Annotated in this window: 20 protein-coding genes; 5 read left to right on the top strand and 15 right to left on the bottom strand. The window is 70.0% G+C overall.

The genetic code is table 11. The features are described from left to right. Nucleotides 1-72 precede the first annotated feature (72 nt). The gene (locus ABD093_RS13575) at nucleotides 73-735 is read right to left on the bottom strand and encodes a carbonic anhydrase (RefSeq protein WP_343925181.1); all 663 of its coding nucleotides are present in this window, start codon (nucleotides 733-735) and stop codon (nucleotides 73-75) included. 52 nt (nucleotides 736-787) lie between these two features. Further along, the gene (locus ABD093_RS13570) at nucleotides 788-1,288 is read right to left on the bottom strand and encodes an NUDIX hydrolase (protein WP_343925179.1); all 501 of its coding nucleotides are present in this window, start codon (nucleotides 1,286-1,288) and stop codon (nucleotides 788-790) included. A 90-nt stretch (nucleotides 1,289-1,378) separates the two neighbouring features. Between ABD093_RS13570 and ABD093_RS13565 the strand changes: the two genes are divergently transcribed. Then, nucleotides 1,379-2,020 carry an NADPH-dependent F420 reductase gene (locus ABD093_RS13565; RefSeq protein WP_343925177.1) on the top strand — a complete coding sequence of 214 codons (642 nt, stop codon included), beginning with the start codon at nucleotides 1,379-1,381 and terminating at the stop codon, nucleotides 2,018-2,020. 54 nt (nucleotides 2,021-2,074) lie between these two features. Here ABD093_RS13565 and ABD093_RS13560 read toward each other — a convergent pair whose 3' ends face one another. After that, on the bottom strand, nucleotides 2,075-3,334 hold the full coding sequence (locus tag ABD093_RS13560; RefSeq protein ID WP_343925175.1) for an MFS transporter: 1,260 nt from the start codon (nucleotides 3,332-3,334) through the stop codon (nucleotides 2,075-2,077). Nucleotides 3,335-3,615: 281 nt separating this feature from the next. Beyond that, nucleotides 3,616-4,998, bottom strand: a complete 1,383-nt coding sequence (locus ABD093_RS13555) for an amino acid permease (protein WP_343925173.1) — start codon at nucleotides 4,996-4,998, stop codon at nucleotides 3,616-3,618. Between the two features lie 340 nt (nucleotides 4,999-5,338). On the opposite strand from ABD093_RS13555, the gene ABD093_RS13550 reads away from it, so the two are divergent. Next, a complete protein-coding gene (locus ABD093_RS13550) occupies nucleotides 5,339-6,121 on the top strand; it encodes a GH25 family lysozyme (RefSeq protein ID WP_343925171.1) in 783 nt (260 codons plus the stop codon). A gap of 7 nt (nucleotides 6,122-6,128) precedes the next feature. On the opposite strand, the gene ABD093_RS13545 is transcribed toward ABD093_RS13550, so the two are convergent. The 8 genes from ABD093_RS13545 to ABD093_RS13510 form a co-directional block, all read right to left on the bottom strand. Further along, nucleotides 6,129-6,467 carry a hypothetical protein gene (locus tag ABD093_RS13545; RefSeq protein ID WP_343925169.1) on the bottom strand — a complete coding sequence of 113 codons (339 nt, stop codon included), beginning with the start codon at nucleotides 6,465-6,467 and terminating at the stop codon, nucleotides 6,129-6,131. After that, nucleotides 6,457-7,083, bottom strand: a complete 627-nt coding sequence (locus ABD093_RS13540; protein WP_343925167.1) for an Asp23/Gls24 family envelope stress response protein — start codon at nucleotides 7,081-7,083, stop codon at nucleotides 6,457-6,459. The genes ABD093_RS13545 and ABD093_RS13540 overlap by 11 nt, the downstream gene beginning before the upstream one ends. A 5-nt stretch (nucleotides 7,084-7,088) precedes the next feature. Beyond that, complete coding sequence (locus tag ABD093_RS13535) at nucleotides 7,089-7,706, bottom strand: RNA polymerase sigma factor (RefSeq protein ID WP_343925166.1); 618 nt, start codon at nucleotides 7,704-7,706, stop codon at nucleotides 7,089-7,091. Then, the gene (locus ABD093_RS13530) at nucleotides 7,703-8,401 is read right to left on the bottom strand and encodes an Asp23/Gls24 family envelope stress response protein (RefSeq protein ID WP_343925164.1); all 699 of its coding nucleotides are present in this window, start codon (nucleotides 8,399-8,401) and stop codon (nucleotides 7,703-7,705) included. Before ABD093_RS13530 ends, ABD093_RS13535 begins: the two co-directional genes overlap by 4 nt. Before the next feature lie 11 nt (nucleotides 8,402-8,412). After that, nucleotides 8,413-8,961 (bottom strand): DUF6286 domain-containing protein, encoded by a 549-nt coding sequence (locus ABD093_RS13525; RefSeq protein WP_343925162.1) that lies wholly within the window; start codon nucleotides 8,959-8,961, stop codon nucleotides 8,413-8,415. Then, entirely contained in the window at nucleotides 8,958-9,338 is a 381-nt protein-coding gene (locus tag ABD093_RS13520; RefSeq protein WP_343925160.1) for an Asp23/Gls24 family envelope stress response protein, read from the bottom strand. The genes ABD093_RS13525 and ABD093_RS13520 overlap by 4 nt, the downstream gene beginning before the upstream one ends. Nucleotides 9,339-9,340: 2 nt before the next feature. Next, nucleotides 9,341-9,517: a hypothetical protein gene (locus tag ABD093_RS13515; RefSeq protein ID WP_343925158.1), complete on the bottom strand. Its 177-nt coding sequence runs from the start codon at nucleotides 9,515-9,517 to the stop codon at nucleotides 9,341-9,343. Nucleotides 9,518-9,579: 62 nt separating this feature from the next. Beyond that, nucleotides 9,580-10,110: an Asp23/Gls24 family envelope stress response protein gene (locus tag ABD093_RS13510; protein WP_343925156.1), complete on the bottom strand. Its 531-nt coding sequence runs from the start codon at nucleotides 10,108-10,110 to the stop codon at nucleotides 9,580-9,582. Between the two features lie 200 nt (nucleotides 10,111-10,310). On the opposite strand from ABD093_RS13510, the gene ABD093_RS13505 reads away from it, so the two are divergent. From ABD093_RS13505 to ABD093_RS13495, 3 genes are all read left to right on the top strand, one after another. Then, a complete protein-coding gene (locus tag ABD093_RS13505) occupies nucleotides 10,311-11,279 on the top strand; it encodes a LysR family transcriptional regulator (RefSeq protein ID WP_343925154.1) in 969 nt (322 codons plus the stop codon). 202 nt (nucleotides 11,280-11,481) lie between these two features. After that, nucleotides 11,482-12,678: an LCP family protein gene (locus ABD093_RS13500; protein ID WP_343925152.1), complete on the top strand. Its 1,197-nt coding sequence runs from the start codon at nucleotides 11,482-11,484 to the stop codon at nucleotides 12,676-12,678. Between the two features lie 248 nt (nucleotides 12,679-12,926). After that, the gene (locus ABD093_RS13495) at nucleotides 12,927-13,502 is read left to right on the top strand and encodes a sugar O-acetyltransferase (RefSeq protein WP_343925150.1); all 576 of its coding nucleotides are present in this window, start codon (nucleotides 12,927-12,929) and stop codon (nucleotides 13,500-13,502) included. A gap of 205 nt (nucleotides 13,503-13,707) precedes the next feature. Here ABD093_RS13495 and ABD093_RS13490 read toward each other — a convergent pair whose 3' ends face one another. The 3 genes from ABD093_RS13490 to ABD093_RS13480 all read right to left on the bottom strand — a co-directional run bounded on the left by ABD093_RS13490 (nucleotide 13,708) and on the right by ABD093_RS13480 (nucleotide 15,731). Beyond that, nucleotides 13,708-14,277, bottom strand: a complete 570-nt coding sequence (locus ABD093_RS13490; RefSeq protein ID WP_343925148.1) for a GNAT family N-acetyltransferase — start codon at nucleotides 14,275-14,277, stop codon at nucleotides 13,708-13,710. Between the two features lie 231 nt (nucleotides 14,278-14,508). Further along, nucleotides 14,509-15,270 (bottom strand): class I SAM-dependent methyltransferase, encoded by a 762-nt coding sequence (locus tag ABD093_RS13485; protein WP_343925146.1) that lies wholly within the window; start codon nucleotides 15,268-15,270, stop codon nucleotides 14,509-14,511. After that, on the bottom strand, nucleotides 15,267-15,731 hold the full coding sequence (locus ABD093_RS13480; RefSeq protein WP_343925144.1) for an NUDIX domain-containing protein: 465 nt from the start codon (nucleotides 15,729-15,731) through the stop codon (nucleotides 15,267-15,269). The genes ABD093_RS13485 and ABD093_RS13480 overlap by 4 nt, the downstream gene beginning before the upstream one ends. Nucleotide 15,732: the final 1 nt, after the last annotated feature.

The following is a 15,732-nucleotide window of genomic DNA, read 5'->3' as shown; positions in this document are numbered from 1 at the left end:
GCCCGAAGGGGGCGAGCGGCCGGAACGTGGGCCCCGTGCGGGTCGGGACGACGGGGTGCGTCGTCCCGCGGCTCAGCGGGTGATCGTGACCTGGCCGACCGAGGTGATCGGCGAGACCCGGCCGTCGGCGAGCCGGTACTGGCAGCCGACGATGCCGAGCGAGCCTTCGGCGACCGCGTCGCTGATGACCTTCGACTGGCGCATGAGGGCGTTGATCGTCTCGTCCAGATGGCGCCGGCCCACGGCGTCGGCATCGATCAGCTCGGGCTCCACGTAGGGGCTGATCCGCTGGGAGGCGAACCATTCCTGCTGGACGGCGGGCTGGATCGCCTCGAGCTCCTTCTTGATCGCGGGAGTCGTGGGGCTCGGCGAGGCCGTGGTCTGGTCGATGGCCGCCTTCACCGCGCCGCAGGAGCCGTGGGCGAGCACGACGATCACGGCGACGCCGAGCTCGGCGACGGCGAACTCCATGGTCGCCGTCGTGTTCTCGTTGGCGATCTGACCGATGTTGCGCACCACGAACAGATCGCCGAGACCGCAGTCGAAGAGGATCTCTGCTGCGACCCGGGAGTCCGAGCAGCCCAGGAACGCAGCGTTCGGGGCCTGGCTGCCGGCAAGTTCGCTGCGACGGGCGGCGTTCTGCTGCGGGTGGAGGAGGCGGCCCTCCATGAATCGTTCGTTCCCGTGTGCGAGCTCATCCCAGGCCTGCTGGACGGTGACGCGGGAGGTAGTCATGGAGAAAGTCCTCAAGATAGTGCGGGGGTGGCGCGGACGGCCGGGACGGGGGCTACTCGCCGCGCCCCACTCTCAGAATAGACCTCGTGACCTCCCGGGCGATCGCGAGGTCCAGCACTGAATGCGGTGTCGGAAGCGCATCGACGGAGAACCATTGCACCTCGACAAGTTCGGTAGAGGGCTCGATGTCTGGGCGTTCGTCGAGGTCAGCGACATAGACGGCGGCGAGCTCGACTCGTCGGGGGTTCACCAGGTCGAACGTGGCCCTGCCACCCCACCGCAGGGTGTCCGGAGTCACCGTCACGCCCGTCTCCTCCTCGAGCTCTCGGCGTGCAGCGGCACGAGCGGACTCGCCCACCTCTCTCATCCCGCCGGGCAGCTCCCAGTCATGGCGCCACCGGTTCAGACCGAACAGCACCTCGCCGCGAGATCGCACGACCACGAGAGACAAGGGACAGGGATGCTCGGACGTCTTCGCATGCTCGTGCTCCTCGGCAGTCCGGAAGCTCAGAAGGGCTTGGCCAGAGGCGTCGGTGGCGAGAGGCTCGTCCATGGAGGACATGCTGACATGCGGTGTCCGGTCATCTCGCGTCATCCGCCGTCACCCGGGAAGCAGAACGGAGCGGGCGGCGTTGCACCGACCATGACAACACTGGGAATCATCGGCGCAGGACACATCGGCAGCCAGGTCGCACGGGCCGCCCTCTCGGCAGGGTACGACGTGGTGATCGCGAACTCGCGGGGCCCGGAGACCCTTGCCGACCTCGTGGCGGAGCTCGGCCCGAAGGCTCGCGCTGCCACCGCGCAGGAGGCCGGCGCGGCAGGGGATGTCGTCGTGGTGACGGTTCCGCTGCGCGCCCTCGAGGAGGTCCCTGTCGAGCCGCTCGCCGGCAAGATCGTGCTGGACACGAACAACTACTACTTCGAGCGCGACGGGCACATTGACGCGCTGGACGCGGGCGAGACCACCACCTCGCAGATGCTGCAGGAGCACCTGCCCACCTCGAAGGTCGTCAAGGCGTTCAACCACATCTTCTCCGCGGACATCACCACCGACACTGCTCCGGCGGGGGCCACGAACCGGCGTGCTCTCGCCACCTCGAGCGACTACCCCGAAGCGGTGGACCTCGTGACGAGGCTCTACGACGAGATCGGCTTCGACACGGTCGACGTGAGCCCGCTGAGCGAGTCCTGGCGCGTGGAGCGCGACCGTCCCGCCTACGTGGTGCGGCAGACGGCCGACGAGCTGCGCCAGAACCTCGCCAAGGCGAACCGCCTGCCCTGAGAGTCGAGGTGGGTCGGGCAGTGCCCGAAGGCCCCGCCGCCGGTCAGTTGGCGCTCATGAGGGGCTCCCGTGACCGGCGTCGGGGCCCTCGGCGTCCGGGGCGGGCACCGGCGGCGTCGTCCAGGCCACTGCCACGGATAGGACGCAGCCCAAGCATCCGGTGACGACCGTCGGGATCGTTCCGATCAGAGCCGCTGAGAGGGCACCGGTCAGGGCACCGAGAGCCTCGCCGCTGCGGGAACAGAACAAGAAGAGTCCCTGAATGCGACCGAGCATCTTCTCGGGGGATCGCAGCTGTGTCTCGGTGCGCTTGCGAACTTCCCAGAGCGTCCAACCGAATGAATTGAGAAATCGTGCGCCGGCCAAGAAGTACACCTCCTGTCCATCCATGAACACTGCGAGAGGCATGAGGGCCAAGCCCATCGCTCTCACGGTCGATCCGACGATCAGGTGCTGTCTGAGGGGCAGATGACTCAGGTGGACGGACACGAGGCCGGAGAGGATTCCTCCGACGCTTCCTGTTGCGAATATCAACCCCACGAGCGTCGCGGTAATTCCGAGCTCACGGACGAAGAAGACCATGATCACCGCGAACGCGATATTGAAGAAATAGAGGTATCCGACCTCCGAGAGGAGCATCGCCCGGACGGTCTTCTCTCCCCACAGGAAGGACGCGGTCCCGCGCAACGACCCTGTGCTTAGGCGTCGACGCTCCCCTCGCTGCCCGTCGGCCGGTGTCATGCATGCCGTAGCGACTCCGGCCAGGGCGTACCCGGCCGATTGCGTGAGGAGCGCGGCGGAGCTCGAGAGAGCGTCGACGACATAGCCCGCCAGGGATGGACCCGCAGTGCGCGAGAGCCCGTCCGTCACGGCAAGCTTCCCGTTGCGCGGCCCCAGTTCGTCTCGTGCGGACATGGTGGGCAGCAATGCCTGGTAAGCCGTCTCGAACACCATGCTGAGGGCGCCCACCGCGAAGACCGCGCAATAGAGGTAGGCCATGCCGAGCGTGCCGGACATCGCAAGGACGGCAACCGAGGCCAGGAGCGCGGCTCTCAGGACATGACTGAAGATGATGGACCGCCGGAAGGCGACACGATCGACCAACGGGCCGACGAAAACCCCGAGAATGAGCCACGATGCCGAACTGAGGCTGGTCAGGAGACCGACCTGGGCTGGTGACGCATCCAGCGTCAGGACCGCGGTCAGAGGGATGGCGACGATCCCGAACTGGACGCCTGCCAACGATGACGTCTGGGCGAGCCAGAGGAGCCTGAAGTCGCGTGACGAGCTCGACCGGCCGGGTGCGATGGGCATGGGTGTCTCCCGATGCCCACCCTTTCCCTGTTGATGACGAACGTATTCAGTTGTGTGCAGTCACGGCGCTTCACTCGCTGCCTGGACCTCAGGTGGTTGCCGAGGCCGTTACGGGGAGGGTAGCTCGCGGAGCATCTCTCGGACCGTGGAACGGCGCTGCCGACCCTGGGGAGGATTCCGCCGTGCAGGTACGTGGACTCCAGCGGATCTCTGGCCGCCCCTCACAGGAGCCGAGGGAATGCTGCCACTGCTCCTGCAGACGCAGCGCGCCTCGCCTGACGTCAGGCGCGGGCCGCGCGGCGACCGATCGTGACGGTATAGAGCAGCGACATGATGGCCAGGAATCCCGCGCCCACCAGCAGCGCCGTGTGATAGCCGGGCTGCCACACCATGATGCCGAAGGTGAACACGATGAACGCGATCGCGAAGATCTGGCCGAACGGCCACAGCGGCACCGGGAAGGCGAGCTCCGTACGCTCCTGGCGGGACATGCCGCGGCGCGAGGCGACCTGCGCGAGCAGGATCATCAGCCACACGAAGATCGTGGCGAAGGTGGCCAGGGACGCGACGATCGTGAAGACCTCCGCCGGCAGCGCGTAGTTCAGGGCCACGCCGACCACCAGCACGCCGAGCAGGGAGAGGGTGGTGACGACGGGGACGCCGTGCACCGTCGTGGCCATCACGCGCGGGGCGAGCCGCTCGCGGGCCATGCCCGCGACCACCCGGCCGGCGCCGAAGAGGTCCGCGTTGATCGCGGACAGCGCCGCGGTGAGCACCACGGCGTTGAGCAGTGCAGCTGCCCAGCTCACGCCGAGGGTGTCGAAGATCTGCACGAACGGCGACACCTCGCCGGTGATCGTGCGCCAGGGATTGATCAGCAGGATCACGCCGATCGCGAGCACGTAGAACAGCAGGATCCGCACGGGCACCGTGTTCACGGCCTTCGGGATCGCCGTGCCCGGATCCTCCGCCTCGGTGCCGGCCACGCCGATGATCTCGGTGCCGCCGAAGGCGAACAGCACCAGGATGAACGCGGAGATCATGCCGCCGGCGCCGTGCGGGAAGAAGCCGCCGTCGGCCGTGAGGTTCGCCAGCGGATTCCCGCCGCCGCCCTCCCCGAGGCCGAACACGAGGATCGCGGCGCCGCCCACGATCATCCCGATCACCGCGGCGACCTTGATGATCGTGAAGACGAACTCGAGCTCCCCGAACCAGCGCACGCTGGCGAGGTTCGCGGCCCCCACGATCAGCAGCGTGAGGATCACCCAGATCCACTGCGCGGTGTCGGGGAACCAGAACCGCATGTAGATCGCGATCGCCGTGAGGTCTGCGAGGCACACGATGAGCATCTCGAAGGCGAACATCCAGCCGGTGATGTACCCGGCCCAGCCGCCCAGGAAGCGCCTCGTGTACTCGGCGAAGGAGCCGGAGATCGGCATCCGCACCGCCATCTCCCCGAGCGCCCGCAGCATGAAGTACACGACCGCGCCACCGAGCAGGTACACCAGCAGCACGGACGGGCCGGCCGCCTGGATCGCCCCGGCGGAGCCGTAGAACAGGCCGGTGCCGATCGCCGAGCCGAGCGCGATGAAGTGGATGTGCCGCGCCTTCAGCCCGGGTGCCCGTCGGGTGGTGTCGGGGGTGGCGTTCGCGGTCGTGCTCATCGTGGGGAGTGCTCCGGGGCTGGGTCTGTGCGCGCGCCGAAAGGGGGCTCGCGCGGTGGGGAGGCAGGGATCTGCCCGTCGACACGGTACGTCCGCTCGTGGGCGGGCATCGCGGTCCGCCCCGGCCCTGGGGCACGGATCACGATCCCGGACGCCGAGCGGTAGGGCGTCGGAACCCTCGTCATGACCCGCGCCGACGATGAACATCGGGCAAAGGGTGTGGTCGTCGTCACCGGGAATCGATAGCGTCGCGGGACCGCCCGGCAGGGGATCGGACGGCGAGCAGGGGCCGGCCGCCCCGACTGCGGAACCGGCCCCGACCAGGAGAGAAGGATCCGAGATGAACACCATGTCAGCCCGACCCGCTCACCGCGTCGACCGTCGCACCGTGCTGCGTTCCGCGCTGCTCGGCACTGCCGGAGCCGCCGCCCTCGGCGGCACCTCCGCCGCGCTGCTGCCTGCCAGGGCCCGGGCGGAGGATGCCGGGATCCGCGGCCAGGACGTCTCCTCGCACCAGGGGAACGTCGACTGGGCCGCCCAGAAGGAGCTCGGCTCGAGGTTCGCCTACTGCAAGACCACGCAGGGGAACTGGTACCCGAACCCGTACTTCGCGCAGCAGTACGGCGGCTCCTACGACGCCGGTCTGGTGCGCGGCGCCTACCACTACGCCGAGCCCGGCAACAGCGGACCGGTCGACGAGTGCGACTACTTCCTGGACAACGGCGGCGGCTGGACAGACGACGGCCGCACCCTGCCCGGCATGCTCGATGTCGAGACCAACCCCACGGGCCTCGGCCGGGAGGACCTCCAGGCCTGGGTGACCGAGTGGGTCGATCACTACCGCACGGAGACCGGCCGCACCCCGGTGGTCTACACCGGCGCCTGGTTCTGGGACGACCAGGTGGGCCCGCAGTGGGCCCCGAAGAACGTGCCGCTGCACGTGGCCGCGTACACGGAGAACCCGCCCGAGGGCGTCGAGATCCCCGGCACCTGGAACGCCTGGGAGATCTGGCAGTACTCCGACTCCGGCCCCTTCGCGGGAGATTCGAACCTCTTCTACGGCAGCGAGGAGCAGTTCGAGGCGTTCGTGTCCGACAAGGACTACGACCCCGTCAGCAACTGAGCCGGGCTCAGGGCGTCGAGAGGGACTGCACGCGCACCAGCACCTCGGGCCGCCCCGTCGCGGGATCGCCCACGGCGAGCTGGACGGCGCGCTGCACCTCCTCGACCACGCTGCGCACCGGGAGCGGGCCGCCCACGCTGATCTCGACGATCACGTCACCGGTCCCCGGGTCGATCACCAGCCCGTAGCGGGCGGCCGAGGGGGTGGAGCGGCGCAGGCGCGCATCGAGAGTGCGCAGCGTGGTCGCGATCCCGGGTTCGAGACCGACCACGCCGGGCACGGCCGTGACCACGTCGATCAGGGCGGCGGCCCCGGTGGCGGGGGTCCGGGCGGGCTCAGTGCTCACGGGGCGCTGGGGACTGACGGGGTGCATGGAGATCCTCGATGTGGATGTCGACGGTCAGGTCGGTCAGGCCGAGGTCCGTCTCGCAGGCGAGGCGCACCGCGGCGCGGACCTCGTCGGCCAGAGCGGGCAGGTCCGGGGTGCCGAGCCGCGCGGAGAGGCGGCAGGACGCCCGGGTGGGCAGTCCGCGCGAGCGTGCGGACGACCCGAAGGACGCAGTCGACCCGGACGACCCCGATGATGCGGACGACCCGGTCGGCCCAGTGTCTGCGTACTCGAACGTCGTGCGCAGTGCCCGGGCGTCCGGGACCGCGTCGATCGTGCGGCGCACCAGCGTGCGCAGGGTCAGTTCGGACACGGTGAACGGGCCGGCGGGCGTGGGCGGCATGTGCACGTGGGCGCCGTGGCGGGCGTCGGCGCGCACGGACTCCTTGATGGTCGACAGCGCTCCGGCGGAGAGCTGCACCGAGCTGTCGCCGGCGCTCTCCAGCTCGTCCCATTCGGTGTGCACGGCGCGGATCAGGTCGAGGTACCGCGCGGTGGCTGCGTCGTCCTCGGGGGCCGGATCGTGCTGGTCGTGGTGAGGCTGGTCGTGGTCGGGCTGGTCGTGGTCGGGCATGGGGTTCACCTCCATTCCTCCATCTCTCGGACGATCTGGGTGCGTGCGCGGGCGATCCGGCCGCGCACCGTGGGCTCCGTGGCGTCGACGATGCGGCAGATCTCGCGATAGGACATCCCGTCGATCTCGCGCAGCACCCAGCAGGTGCGCAGGGCGGGTTCGATCGAGCCGAGAATTCCGGCGAGGGCGCGCATCTGGGCGTTGACCAGGGCGCTCGCGGCCGGGTCTCTCGTGCTGGAGCGGCTCGGGGACACCTGCGAAACACCTGCCGATTCGCCGGAGCCCGCCGTCTCCCCGAAGCCGGCCTCGAGGTCCTCGTCGGCCGCCGCGGAGGTTCCGCGCCGCGCCAGCCGGCGCACCACGTCCGTCGCGCGGCGGGTGCAGATCTGGGCGACCCAGCCGCGGAAGGCGGCCGGGTCCTCGAGCAGATGCAGCCGCCGCCAGGCGAGGACCAGGGACTCCTGGACCACGTCCTCCGCGTCCTGGCGGTCGCCGACCACCATGAACGCGATCCGGAACAGGCGGCCCTGGTGCAGGTCCACGAGCTGCTCGAAGGCGGCGGACTCGCCGTCCTGCGCGCGCAGCACGAGAGCCCGCTCCTCCGGGGTGGTCTCCGGGGTCATGCGGGGGCCGTCCCCGGATCTGCCGATGCCTCCTGCTGGGTGGACGTGCTCTGCTGGGCGAATGTGCTCTGCCGGGCGGCGGGGACGCGTTCCGGGGTGCCGACCAGGGAGCGCGAGGGGGCGGCCGACGAGCGCAGACGGATCAGCAGATCGATCTGTCGGGCCTCGATGCCCAGCACCGTGCGGATGTCCTCGGCGAGTCGGCCGCGGACGGACTGCGCCGCCCAGCAGGCCTCGGCGTCCTCGGCGATCGTGGCCGACGCCTGTACCCAGACCGCCGTGGTCGTGCCGCTGACCTGCACGGAGGCCTCGAGCACGCCCGAGACGTCCTCGATGTGCTCGGACAGCGCGCGTTCGAGCACGGCCGGCTCGAGAGTCCCGAGCAGGGCGGAGCGGTCGTCGGAGAACCGCAGGGGAGCGGTCGTGGGGCGGGAGGGGACCTGGAGGACGAGCAGCCAGATGCCGATCACCACGGCGAGCACGGTCGCCACGACGGCGACCGGGAGCATCCACTGGTCATGGGCCGCGGCCAGGGAGGCCGGGGTCGAGCCGCCGTGAGGGAGGACCACCTCGGCGCCGGGCCAGCGGGTCGTGAGCCCCAGCGCTGCGGAGGCGAGCCACGCCGCCGCGAGCAGGGCGATCACGGATGCCACCACGAGGATCAGGCGGTTGCGGGGTCCGGAGACGGTGCGCATGATCTCTCCTCTCAGTTCTTCCGCTGGATCCGCACGCGGGTGCGGAACGCGGTGGTGGGGCGGAGCTCGGCGACGGACTGCTCGGCGGCCTCGCGGGCGGCGGTGAGCACGGAGTCCGCATCGTCGACGACGGTACGGGCGAGCACGGTCAGCCGGCGACCGGAGATGGTGGTCCGGGCGCTGTGCACGCCGTCGACCCGCTCCACCCGGAGCGTCACCCGGCGGGCCAGATCACGATGGGAGACGACCGTCTGACCAGGGACCTCCCCGGCGAGGACCCGGCTGCGCGAGCTGGCGCCGGGAAGCAGCGCCGCCAGGAGCATGATCAGGCCGAGCACGGCCAGCACACCGGCGCTCACGAGCATCGGGGTGGAGTCCAGGCGCAGGCCACCGATCGAGTCGATGCGCCCCTGCGCGGCGGTCGGCCAGGCGCCGTCGATCAGGAGGGTGCCCAGCAGCCAGACCCCGAGGAGTCCGCTCGCCAGGAGCACCAGGGCGAGCAGGACCACGGGGGTGCTGCGGGACGGGCGCCGGTCCAGCCGGCGCGGTGCGCTGCTCATCGCAGGGCCCTCCTCGCTCGGGTCGCAGGGTTCAGCCAGGAGATGGTGACGTCAAGACGCCCCACCTCCAGGCCGGTCAGGTGCTCGACCCGCTCGCGCACCTGCTCACGCAGGGTGCTCAGCGCGGTCTCGAGAGGGCTGGGGAAGTCGACTCCGACGTCCAGGGTGAGGACGGCGGTGCGGCCGTAGAGCTCGCAGCGGGCGGAGGGGCGGGAGGAGAAGTCCTTCCGCGCCCCGACGCCGAGCACACCGCCGGCGTCGGACCCGATGTGCGGGACCTCCGAGGCGACCTGCTCCGCGATCCGGGCGACCACGTGGGCGGGGACGCTCGTGGTGCCGCGACCCTCCAGCGGAGGCGTGCCAAGGGTGGCGGACATGGTCACCGCCTCCAGCGATCGGTGAGGCCCCGGATCTCGATGCGGCCCTCGATCGTCATGCCGACGGCGAGTCCGATCACGGCGAAGATCAGGACCAGGAAGAACTGGCCGAACGTGCCGAACGCCAGGGCGGCGCCCAGCAGCAGGCCCACCAGCAGGGCGAATTGCGATGTCTTCATGACAGCTCCTCGAGCAGGGGGCGGGGCGGGCGCGGGATCGGGCCCGACCCGCGCGGGACGGGTCACTTCAGGTCGGCGCTGCGCTGCTCGGGGGCGGGCTCGTCGTCCTGGCCGGGGAGGTGGACGTCGACGACGTTCACGTTGACCTCGATGACCTCGAGGCCGGTGGTGCTCTCGACCTGGTCGATGACGTTGCGACGGATCGCGTTGCCGACCTCGACGATCGAGGCGCCGTACTCCACGACCACGGTCACGTCGACCGCCGTCTGGGTCTCGCCCTTCTCCACCGCGATGCCGCCGGTGACGTTGGTCTGCCCGTTGGGGATGCGGTCGGTGACGGCGGAGAACGCCCGACGCACGGCGTTGCCCATGTCGTAGACGCCGGGGACCTCACGAGCTGCCATGCCGGAGATCTTGGCGACCACGGTCTCGTCCAGGGTGGTCACGCCGCGGTCGGTCTGCAGGGGGCCGCGGGGCGTCTTCTCCTGCGCGGCGACCTGCTGCTGCTCGCGCGCCTTCTGCTGCTCGGCCTCGCGCTGCGCCGCCTCGCGCTCCTGCTGCTGACCGGTCTGGGGGATGGAAGCGTTCGACATGTGTGTGCTCCTTCGATGCGGCCCGGTTCCACCGGTGCCTGCGGATGGTGACACCAGGAAGACGTCATGGGACCGGAGATCCTCACGGATCAGTATGTGTGGTGTCCGTCACGCAGGTGCGGGCATCCGTCCGACAAGCCGCCGGGTCCCGTTCCGTATCCTCGACCTGCAGTCCGACGACGACCAGGAGGCGGGTCACGATGGCGGCAGCAGAACAGGATCTTCCCCGGGGCGACGCGGCGGGATCCCGCGGCGGCCGGGGCGCCGCGCCCAGTCTCACCCAGGTCGAGGCGCTCATCGCGGTGGTCGACCACGGCTCCTTCACGGCCGCGGCGGAGTTCCTGCGGATCTCCCAGCCCTCGCTGTCCCGCCGGATCCACACGCTCGAGGACGCTCTGGACATCCGCCTGTTCACGCCCGTCGGTCGACGGATGGAGCTCACCGGGAGCGGCCGGGACGTGGCGGCGGCCGGGCGGCGCGCGCTGGCGGAGATGGGCTCGATCGTGGCCATGACCGCGTCCGCGAGGGCGCTGAGCACGGGCTCGCTGCGCGTGACCGGACTGCCCTCGCTCGTGGCCAGCGTGCTGACCGATCTCGTCGGCCGGTTCCACCAGGAGCATCCGGGGGTGCGGGTGGAGGTGTTCACGGTCGAGGACGCGGAGGAGCTGTTCGAGGCGGTCCGCGTGGGCAGGGCGGATGCCGCCGCGGGGGTCATCGACCGCGTCCCTGCGGACCTCGCGGTGAGTCCGCTGCCCGCCCAGGAGTTCGCAGCCGTGCTGCCGTCGGCCGCAGCTGACGTCACCGGCGAGGCCGCGCCCGCTGGCGAGCCGCTGTCCGCCGCTGACCTGGCCGAGCGCACGCTCGTCACCCTGCCCCGCGGAACCTCCATCCGGCAGCTCACCGACTCCGTCTACCGGTCGCTCGACGTCGAGCCCGCCCGGATCATCACCACCACGCAGCGCGACAGCCTCGTGCCGCTGAGCATCGCGTCCGACGGGGTCACCGTCGTCCCCGACGTGCTCGCGCGCACGGCACCCGCGTTCGGCGGCCGCCTGGTCCCGCTGCGCTCACCCGTGCGGCGCTCCATCGGGATCATCCACCGCCCCGGAGGGCGCAGGAACCCGGCGCTGGGCGGGCTCCTGGCGCTCATGGAGCCCCTGGAGCCGTAGGCCGCCGCTCGCCGCAGCCGGCCGCTCCGGACCCGAGCTGACCTGCCCGGACGGTGCGCACATAGCGCCGGTGCATGGATCAACCTGCGCGGCCTATTGGAGTGCGCGGGCATGCCCATGGTGACCTGGTCCGCGGACCAGGACAGAACATCAGGGGGAGGAGGGCGCGACCGTGGGCGCTGCCTCGAGGAGAGATCGACCGATGGGGCGTCCGCAGCCCCAGCACCGACGGCTCGGGAGCCGGACCATCGCGCTGCGACCGGCACGGATCGCGACGGTGCTCACCCTCGTGGGCATGCTCGTGCTGGGCGTCGGGGCGGCCGCCACGATGAGGCAGCTGAGCGGGAACATCACCACCTCCCCGCTCCGTGCCGGGTCGAGTGCGGAGCGCGGTGCGGCGCACGGCGATCTCAACATCCTGCTGCTGGGGTCCGACAGCCGCGACCTCGCCGAGGAGTCCTTCGGGGAGGCCGACGGCTCCCGGCGCAGCGACGCGATGGTGCTCGCGCATCTCTCGGCCGACGACGACCGCATCGACGCCGTGCAGCTGCCACGGGACACCCTCCTGGACCTGCCGGCCTGCGAGGACACCGGGGACGGAAGCTTCCCCGGTGGGCGCGGGATGCTCAACGCCGCTCTGAACTACGGCCCGGCCTGCTCGGTCGCCGCGGTGGAGGAGCTCACCGGCGTGCCGGTCGACCATTTCGTCGAACTGGACTTCGAGGGCTTCATGGCGATCATCGACGCCCTCGGCGGTCTGCCCGTGTGCCTGCCCGACGCCCTGGAGGACCCCGCGGCGGACCTCGACCTGCCCGCCGGTCAGCAGACCCTCGGCGGCAAGGATGCCCTGGCCCTCGCCCGCACCCGGCACGCCGTGGGCGACGGCAGCGACATCGCCCGCCTCGGCCACCAGCAGATGGTGATGTCCGCGGTGGTGCAGGAGGCGACGAGCCGGCAGGTGATCGCGAGACCCGACCGGCTCTACTCCTTCCTGGACGCGACCACCTCGGCGCTCACCGTCGACCCCGGGCTGAGCGGGATCGCCGACATGGCGGCCCTCGGCAGCCGGGTGTCCCGCGTCCCCACGGAGGACATCTCCTTCCTGACCATGCCGTGGCAGGCGGCGCCCGGTGATGCCAATCGGGTGGTGCCCTCTGCGGAGGCCGAGGCCGTGTTCGAGCATCTGAGGCGCGACGTACCTCTCCTGTCGTCGGGCGGGGACGACGGGAGCGCTGCGGATGACGGCGGCGATACCGAAGGTGCGGACGGGGCCGGATCGACGGCTCCCGCAACGGCTGCATCCCCCACCGGCTCCCCGGCCGGCCCGCAGGAGCCCTCCGACGTGACGCCGATCGAGACCGCGGCCAGGCCCGCCGACACCGACCTCTGCGCGAGCTGAGTCGGGCATTCCACGGCCGTTGTCCTCGCTCCCCTCCTCGGGCGAAGACGGTGATCGCGGGGAGACCGTGGTGGACCATCCCGCTGGGGCTCCTCGAGCTGATCTCGCCGGCGATCCTGTACTTCATCGTGGACTACATCCTCTGGCACTCCTGAGGGCGGACTCGCAGGAGCCTGCTTCGATGAGGCCCCGGAGACCATCCGTGGTGGCTTGCCAGGGCGGCCTGCGCTTCCTGCGATCATCGAGTGATGGACACGCACTCTGAACGGCTTGCGTGCGGCGAGTGGTATCTCGATGGCCCCGAGCTGCAGGCCCGACGCCGCGACTGCTGGCGACTGCTGGACACGTTCAACGGCGCGAGGGCCGACGAGGACGAGGTGCGGCGTGATGCGCTGATCGCGATGCTGGGTGCCGTGGGGGAGGGGGCGACGGTGGTCCCGCGCTTCCAGTGCACCTACGGCACGAACATCCGGCTCGGAGAGCGCGCCTTCGTCAACGCGAATGCCTTCCTCATGGACGATGCGGCGATCACTCTCGGGCCGGACGTCCGGCTCGGTCCCGGGGCGCAGCTGATGACGGCGCTGCATCCCGTCGAGGATCACGCACGTCGTCGCGACGGGTGGGAGCAGGCGCTTCCCATCTCCATCGGGGAGAACACGTGGCTGGGCGCCTCGGTCACCGTGGGCGCCGGGGTCACCATCGGCCGCAACACCGTGATCGGGGCGGGGAGCGTCGTGCTGCGCGACATCCCGGACCACGTCGTCGCCGTGGGCAGCCCGGCGACGGTGATCAGGCAGCTTCCCGCCGAAGGCGGCGCCGCCTGACGACGGCGAGACCCTCGTCGATGAGACGCCTGCCCGGCGCAGGCGGGCCGAGCTCTGCGATGGCTTTCTGCGACCACACAGATGGCCCGGGCAAGTCCCTGAGCACGCGGCACGACTGCCGGTGGCGACCTAGCAGAGGCCCCGTGGATGCTGATGGCATGCTCATGTGGCACCCGACCAGTGACGCGTGCCATCAACGGTCGAGTCAGATGTCGGCCGCGCAGCGGAGCATCGAGTGGACGACGGGGCCGTGAGGGATCTCGGTCGTCGCGGTCACGGTGAAGCCATGCCGCGAATACAGGGCGACATTACGAGCGGCTGAGGTCTCGAGCGCAGTGGCAGCTCGGTAGCTGTCGAGCCGGCGCAGCGCTTCAGCGAGGATCGCGGAGGCCACACCCTTTCCCTGGCTGTCGGGATCCACCCCGATGGTGGCGAGGTCCCACGACCCGGCGGGGTGCTCGGGAAGTTCTGTCGCCAGCAGCGCGTGGAGGCGATCGCCCAACAACTCGGCGATGCGCTCCTGAGCGAGTGCACCCGGTTCTGGTGCATCGGGTGGAAGGAGAGCCGCCACACCCCGCTGCTTGTCGTCTACGAGCACAAGTCCGCACCCGAGGGCGTGGTGGAGGTAGAGCCCTTGCAGCTCCTCCAGTCGTTCCGCGTAGTCCGCAGCAGGGACTGACCAGCGAGTCCATGGGTAGTCATGAAAGGCGGCAGCGAGCGTGCGCGCAGCGCTCGGAATGTCAGCTGCCGTCGCATTGCGAACCTGGATCTCCACACGACTACGTTAACGGGCCAGTCGGCTCGGACGCGCACCATGCGCCCAGAGATATGCAGTCCCGGCGGGTTCTGCGTTGACCGGTTGAGACTGCCGTCGACTTTGGTTCGTAAGTCCAAAGGAATACCGGCCGTAGACAGGCCGTGAGGAACGCACGCGCACCGCGACTGACCACCGTATCGTTCCGCCGAATTCTCGCCGGGCATCCTTCGCCGTGCCGAGTCCCGGGACCTAGGACGTCATCGCTGGCAGAGCACGCAATCTGAATATGAGGATCCCGAGGTGCGTGTCCAACGCCGCCTGCTTGTGCGGATACCGCCTTGCTGCCTCGACAGGCATCTGCGGCTCAAGGGTGGCCTCGATCCACAGCCCGGCCTGGCTGAACATATTGAGGAGATCCGACATTGTGTATGGCGTCTTCATGAGCGTCACGCCGTCATCCCAGGCCGTGTGACGGTACGGGAACGCCTCAGTCGAGAAGTACTCCTCTCCCAGAGTGGTCCCATTCTGCTCTGCCTGCTCGAGGGCGTACCGCACGGGCTGCGTCCGGGTGACGATGATGAAGCCGTTCTCAGTCAGCATGTCCCGCGCGGCACGAAGAGCAGCGACGCCGTCGGCGGCATACCCGATCGACTGCAGGAAGAGGATCCGATCGAACGACCTCCCGGAGAGCCCGGGTATCGCGGACAGGTCGGACAGATCGCCCTGCATGAGCTCTGCCCCCGATCGCGAGGACGGGAAGTTCGCACTGATGTCGACACCGACGGCGACGGAAGCACCCTCGTCGGCCAGCTGGACGATCTTCTCCCCGTTGCCGCATCCGGCGTCCAGAACCGCGAGTCCCGTGACATCACCGATGAGCTCCCGCTGTGCGGGCCACTCCACGAGTCGATCAAAGGAATCCTCTCGAGCACGCGCCCGCTCGTACCCGGACGAGAGTGACTGCCACGGTGCGATCGAATCGTCTTCCGCCATGCCATGAGTGCCTGTCATGCAGTGATTCTCCCGGGACGAGGCCCTGGCGTCGAGGCCATCGGCAGCACGTACGCCACGGTGCCCGTCGGCCCACCGAGGAACGGCAGGTAGGACGGGTGAGCCAGATAGAGCGTGGAGACATCGTGGGCGTCGACCCATCGCAGTTCATCGTGCTCATCGGTCGCCAGATTGGCAGGTACCCCATCCCAGTCGGTGACGATCCACAGCTGGAGAACCAGCCCGTCGTCGGCCGTCTCGTTCTCCACGACTCGCAGAGCCGGCGCACCGGTGACCGTCGCGTCGACGCCGATCTCCTCGCGAAGCTCCCGGACCAGGGCCGCGGCTGCGCTCTCGCCGGGTTCGATATGACCGCCGGGGAAGTCCCAGCAGGCCGGGTAGTACCGGCGGTTCGGACTCCGGTGGACGAGGAGAACGCCCTGCGGTCCGAGGAGGGCACCGGCGACGACGTGATGGGGCATG

The organism is Brachybacterium tyrofermentans (assembly GCF_039526165.1).
Taxonomy (GTDB): Bacteria; Actinomycetota; Actinomycetes; order Actinomycetales; family Dermabacteraceae; genus Brachybacterium; species Brachybacterium tyrofermentans.
Note: the sequence above shows the minus strand (reverse complement) of the source record. Positions and strands in the feature narration are given on the sequence as shown.